Origin of the sequence: Alkalicoccus daliensis (genome assembly GCF_900103955.1) — a bacterium.
GTDB classification, from domain to species: domain Bacteria; phylum Bacillota; class Bacilli; order Bacillales; family Salisediminibacteriaceae; genus Alkalicoccus; species Alkalicoccus daliensis.
Genome location: NZ_FNIL01000003.1, coordinates 328,130 through 334,129 on the forward strand (window position 1 = coordinate 328,130; position 6,000 = coordinate 334,129).

5 protein-coding genes are annotated in these 6,000 nt (G+C 44.5%); 2 read left to right on the top strand and 3 right to left on the bottom strand.

Annotated features, from left to right (window positions below):
* Positions 1-538: 538 nt before the first annotated feature.
* On the bottom strand, positions 539-850 hold the full coding sequence (locus BLP92_RS08060; RefSeq protein ID WP_090842357.1) for a YerC/YecD family TrpR-related protein: 312 nt from the start codon (positions 848-850) through the stop codon (positions 539-541).
* 169 nt (positions 851-1,019) lie between these two features.
* Positions 1,020-2,768 carry an adenine deaminase C-terminal domain-containing protein gene (locus tag BLP92_RS08065; RefSeq protein WP_090842359.1) on the bottom strand — a complete coding sequence of 583 codons (1,749 nt, stop codon included), beginning with the start codon at positions 2,766-2,768 and terminating at the stop codon, positions 1,020-1,022.
* 294 nt (positions 2,769-3,062) lie between these two features.
* Here BLP92_RS08065 and BLP92_RS08070 point away from each other — a divergent pair, with 294 nt between their 5' ends.
* Positions 3,063-3,647 (top strand): LOG family protein, encoded by a 585-nt coding sequence (locus BLP92_RS08070; RefSeq protein ID WP_090842360.1) that lies wholly within the window; start codon positions 3,063-3,065, stop codon positions 3,645-3,647.
* A 48-nt stretch (positions 3,648-3,695) separates the two neighbouring features.
* Here the strand turns inward: BLP92_RS08070 and BLP92_RS08075 are convergent, their stop codons facing one another.
* Positions 3,696-4,481, bottom strand: a complete 786-nt coding sequence (locus tag BLP92_RS08075) for an SDR family oxidoreductase (RefSeq protein ID WP_090842362.1) — start codon at positions 4,479-4,481, stop codon at positions 3,696-3,698.
* Positions 4,482-5,194: 713 nt separating this feature from the next.
* Here BLP92_RS08075 and BLP92_RS08080 point away from each other — a divergent pair.
* The coding region (locus BLP92_RS08080) for an IS110 family RNA-guided transposase (protein WP_090842364.1) at positions 5,195-6,000 on the top strand (806 nt) is incomplete at its 3' end.

Consider the following 6,000-nt stretch of genomic DNA (forward strand, 5'->3'; position numbering starts at 1 on the left):
TCTGTGGAACAGTATATCAAAAATCATCGAAAGACTCGATTGAAAACCCGTGCTTCTCTGGAGAAAAGCAGATGGGGGAGGCAAAATGATTTCACAGTCTCTTAATAATAGAGTCAATTTCATCATTCTCCACTTCTTTTGAAAAGCAGCTGCCCCGCATTGCATGCGAAGAACAAAAGTTCTATATTTGCTTTTTCATTCGATAGACTGGTTATGCAAAAATTCAGTACGATTTTTATGCATGGATAAGGCCCTCTTATTCTGTCATTAACAGCAGTTATCTGTACACGATGACGTTTTATCTGCTTTTAGCAGCTGGTATTCTGTTATTAGTATGTGCATCTGTTACTAAAAGAAAGGAATCTGATTTTAAGAACGCAATTTCCCTGTTTATCTGTCATTAGTAGCTGCGAATCTGTTATTAGCAAAGAAGCACCTGACCTGATCTCTCCTCTTTCATCAATTAGCAAATTACCCGCAAGACCACAAAAAAACTGTTCTGCATCAGCGGGTGGTCCGCTCTGCAGAACAGTTTGTATCAGGATTCATGCTGCTTGCTGGGAGTATGCACTCGGTCCAAGGTGAATTTATAGCCGTCGTTCCCATAGTTAATGCAGCGTTTCACCCGCGAAATAGTCGCTGTACTTGCTCCGGTTTCCTGCTCTATCCTTTGATAGGTGTCTCCTTCCATCAGCATTCTTGCTACTTCCAGACGCTGTGCAAGGGATTGTATTTCATTCATCGTGCAGAGGTCATCAAAGAATTCATAGCACTCTTCCCGATCTTTTAAACTTAAGATGGCATCGAACAGCTGATCCAGCTCTTTGCCGCGCAGCTTATCAATTTGCATGGCGATTTCACCTCTTTTTCCGGTTATTTATTTTACCTTTTCATTTTGCAGTTTGTGCATCAATGGAAAGAAAGTATAGTGCAGCGTGCATGTACCGAACCTGAAAATATTTCGGCTGAAAAGAGGAAGTATAAAAAAGGCTTTCTTTTCCATCCCTCACTTTACTAGTTTACCGCATAAGCGCGGGAAAGAGTACCCTTTTCTTTTTCACGTCTACAATCCCTTTCTGTGTAATGCGTATATAAGGCAGGTGCGTGGCGGAAAAAAACAACAGACTGTATACAGGATCGGTAAACGGATACCCGCAGGAAACAAGTGCTTTACGCAGTTTTTCTTCCTGCTGGACAAGGCCGTCTTCCATCGGCAGCTCGGAAAACATTCCTGCCACACCTAAATCCACCGCTGTTTCTGTGCCGTCTTTATCTAATAATATAATACCACCATTCCTCCGCTTTAAAGCGTGAAAGGCATCGCGCATTCCTTGTTTACTTTTCCCGATCAGGATGATGTCTCCCGAAGTGGAAAAGGAGCTCGCGAATCCATGCAGATTTCCAGCAAATCCTTTGATAAGTGTCGCTACATTCCATTTCCCTTTTTTATCAAGAAGCACCATGAAATTCTCATCAGAATCCTCCGGCAGTTCCTCGCGGGTAAGGTCAATCTGAATCTGATAAGGCTTCATAATTACTTCGTTTTCCATTTTCATCCCGAGCGGCATAGAGAAGTGGAAATCACTTTCTTTGAGGTCCCAGTCCAGATGAAACGGCTCAAATCCATATTCGTTCCAGTTAATTTCTTTATCAGGAAAGCATGGCTGGTTATCCCGGCGCACCCATTTTCCTTTGGCAAGCACGTCCACCGGCATTGGATTCTCCTTACTTTCCAATATGTTAATATTCGCGAGTCTTCCCGGCGCCAAAATGCCGATAACATCATCCATATAAAAATGTCTCGCTACATTTCTCGTCACCATATGCACCGCATCAATAAACGGTACGCCTTCGTCTATGGCAATCTGGATCAGATGCTCCATCATGCCATTTTGCATAAAATGCGGCGGAGAACCATCTGTGGTCATGAGAAGAGAATCATAGGAAGCAAGCCCTTCTGCATGAAGTTCCCGCAGCAGGCGCGGCAGGTCGGGACGGATGGAGGAATAGCGGAGAGAGGCAGTGAGTCCTGCGTCCAGTCTTGCCAGCACTTCTGCTCCCGTCATAGATTCATGATCTCCGTCCACACCAAGGAGCGCCATTTGGGTAAGTGTTTTTTCCCCGGCTCCCGGCAGATGCCCTTCAATCGGCTTCCGCCTATCTTTCGTTTCGAGCATGCTGTGAAGCATCTGCTCGTCGCCTTTCAGCACCCGCGGCCAGTCGGTGAGTTCTCCGCCCTGAACAACATACGGGTGTTCCAACCACGCGTGGAGATTTGCGTAAGAAAAAACATCATTTCCGTTCTGCAGTTCTGTCTGCGCATCATATCTTGCTGACCATAAAAGGCAGGCTGGCGACCGCTGCAGCTCCTCAATTAAAGAAAGCGCTTTCTCTTTTGGTAAATGTAAAAAGAACGGCAGGTTGTCTCCTACGATCGTAGTCGTTCCCCGTTCTGCAGCAAATTTTGCCAGAGACATCGGCTGGTACAGCTGAAATGGATGCGCATGATGCTCAATATATCCGGGTACTGCAAACTGTCCTTCCGCTTCCACTACTTCTGTATGTGAAAGATCTGCTGGAAGTGAATTTCCAATATATACTATTCTGTCGTGATGGATCCATATATTCGCCTGAACCCAGGCTTTCCGCAGGCTGTTTAAATACGTAATGTCTTTAAGTACCATCGTCGGCGCAGCTTCTCCGCGCACCACCTGCAGCTGTTTTTTTATTTGTCGTTTTGTCCAATAGTGAGAAAACCCTTTCACCATTTTGAATCACCTGCGCATTTCTATCAGTTTGTTTTTTTCTTCACAAGCCTATTTAAAAATAAAAGCGGACTGCCGCTTTTATTGTTCTTATACTTTACTGTTATATCAACAAAGAAAACGTTTTCATAATTGTAACATAATTCTTTTGGAAAACGCATGTGACAATTATGTTAAATATTTATAAACCTGAATTTTTTCCAGTTACTTCATTAAAAGACAAGTTATTTTCCAAAGAAAATGTTATGATAAAAGTTATATTCATGCATGAGATGATTTTGAAGGAGGAGTCGGTCAATGAAGCGAATAGCGGTTTACTGTGGCTCGAGCAGCGGACGAACGGCCCTGTATGAAAATGAATCGACAAAGCTTGGGAAGGCTTTGGCAGAACGTGATATTGAACTTATATACGGCGGGGGCGCAGTCGGTATGATGGGAATTACAGCGAACGCTGCCCTCTCCGCCGGAGGTCGTGTCACCGGAGTGATGCCTAAAATGCTTCAGGAGCGTGAGATCGCCCATCCAATGCTTACAGAATTAATTATTGTTGATTCTATGCATGAGCGAAAGTCCAAAATGGCTGATTTGGCAGATGCTTTTCTTATTCTCCCAGGCGGCGCAGGCACCATGGAAGAGTTTTTTGAAGTTTTTACCTGGGCACAGCTTGGTATTCATAAAAAATCCATCGGCATTTTAAATGTGGAAGATTATTATGATCCGCTCTTGAATATGCTCGATCACATGGTCCGTGAAGGCTTTCTCCACGAAAGCTATATGGCCATGCTTCAAATTGGTACAGAATCCGGTAAACTGATTGATACGATGCAGCAATACGATCCTCCTTCTTTGCAGCGCTATATTAATGAACCGGAAGAATATTAATATTAAAACGAGACGAGGAAATTTCCCCGTCTCGTTTTTTCTGTAAAATTAAACATTATCTTCCCATGCCTGCTTTTCTGCATCTTTCATCTGATCCTCAATCTCCTGTGGATAGGCAGTCCGGAAAGCGTGATGATCTGCTTCAATTACTTCTACCATTTTATTGATCATATCTTCCGGATTATACTGTTCATCCAGGATTTTTTCCTGTTCTTTAATTGATTCTTCCTTCGTAAAGTTTTTCTCAGGATCATACCACTTCCACTTTTCTTCAAACATTCTGTCATTGAATCCTGTCTCAAACGGTCCTGGATTGATCGTTGCCACCTGCACACCGAATTCATCCAGCTCTGCCCGCATTGTTTTGGCAATAGATTCAACTGCATGCTTCGTAGACCCATAGGCGGCAAGATAAGGCATTGGTACAATCCCGACAATCGAGCTTAAAAAGATAATTTTCCCCTGCTTCTTTTCTACAAATTTCTTTGCGGCTATCTGCGCATTCTCGAGCGTACTGAAGACATTTGTTTCATAGACCTCTCTCACTCTGTCCACAGGAATTTCTGAAATCGGACCACCTTCTCCAATTGCTGCGTTTGCGACAAACACGTCGTAATCATAATCTGCAATATACTTTTGATCCTGCTTATCTTTAATATCAAGTTTAATCACTTCGACATCTAATCCTTTTTCTTCCACTTCTTCCCGAAGCGGTGTTACCTGAGAGATAATTTCCACACCTGCAATTACTTTATGTCCTTTTTTAGCAAGACCGAGCGCAGTGCCTCTGCCTAAGCCGGTTCCTGCCCCGGTAATAAATATTGTTTTACTCATAGTGAATTTCCTCCTCATTTGAAACTACTTGAAAAATTCCCAATAAAATCAAATTTAAAACATTTAAATAAGACTTTCCTTGTGGATTTGATAAAACGGCTACCTTGAAAATAAAAGTTCCGCTAAAAAGAAGTAATACTGCTGCTTCACTTTCGGAGAGGCTTACCCAAGGGCTTGTTCTCGACTAATTTTGACGGAAAGAACGTCCGCCAAAATGGATTCTCCAACTGCGCTTCTCCTTTGGGTGTCCTCTCCTTCGTTACACAGCAGTATTAATTTTCATACTTCATAGTGCAAAAATTTTGCATGAGTGTCTCTGTTAAAGGCTAGTGTTGATATAAGAAAGGTACGCCTAAGGATCTTTTTTCTTCGCCTGCCGCGGAGAAAACCTTTAGCTATCCCTTCCTTTCACCCGGGATGATCTTCACGCTTTCTTTTTCCGCAGGCGTCTAAACCGCCTCGGCTTCGTTTTTTATGGAGAAGAAAGTATGAAAAAAACAGTCCCTCACTTTTGTTTTACTAAGGAAAGAACGAAGCGAAAACCGGCGGACGCCTGTGGAAGAAGGAGGTCGGAAGATCCCGGAAGACGTTAGTCTGAGTTATCATGAACGAAACTGGCACCCTATCCGTAAATACGTAGGTTAATCGGGTATAGAGATCTGTAAGAACCTCTTACCCCCTCAGAGCTACATTACGAAAGGAGCCAGCTTATCATGAATGATACCACAAAATTTGTTGGTCTGGACGTCTCCAAGAACACGATTGCTGTTGCGATCGCCGATGCAGGTCGAGATGCTCCTCGCTTTTGGGGCACCATCCCGCATACGGTAGAAAATGTTCGAAAGTTGATGCGTAAACTCGGTCCATCGGACCATCTGCGTGTCTGTTATGAAGCCGGTCCTACGGGCTATCCATTGTATCGGCTGCTACTCTCTCTCGGTATCTCTTGTGACATTATCGCCCCCTCTCTCATTCCCCAACGACCGGGTGAGCGGGTGAAAACAGATCGTCGGGATGCGCTTCGGCTCGCACAACTGTATCGTGCCGGAGAGTTAACCTCGATTTACGTGCCGACGGAAGCAGATGAAGCACTGCGCGATCTGGTGCGCTGCCGAGAAGATGCAAAAGAAGATGAACTTCGGACCCGTCAAAGGTTGAGCAAGTTTCTCCTGCGCCACGAGCTTCGACCGCCGCAAGGCGTGAAGCGCCAAACGAAAAAATACAGAGAGTGGTTAGATACACTGAAGTTCTCTCAGGATACCCTGCGGGTCGTTTTCCGGGAATATTACCATCAGCTCAAAGAAATGGAACTACGCGTGCAACGGCTGGAAGACGAAATCTATACTCAGTCGATTCAAGGGGTTCACGCCCCCATGATTCAGGCACTTCAATGCCTCAAAGGGGTGGCACTCATTACAGCCATCGGAATTGTCGCAGAAATTGGATCCTTTCATCGGTTCCGCACCCCCGGACAATTGATGGCATACGCCGGTCTCGTCCCCTCCGAATACTCGAGCGG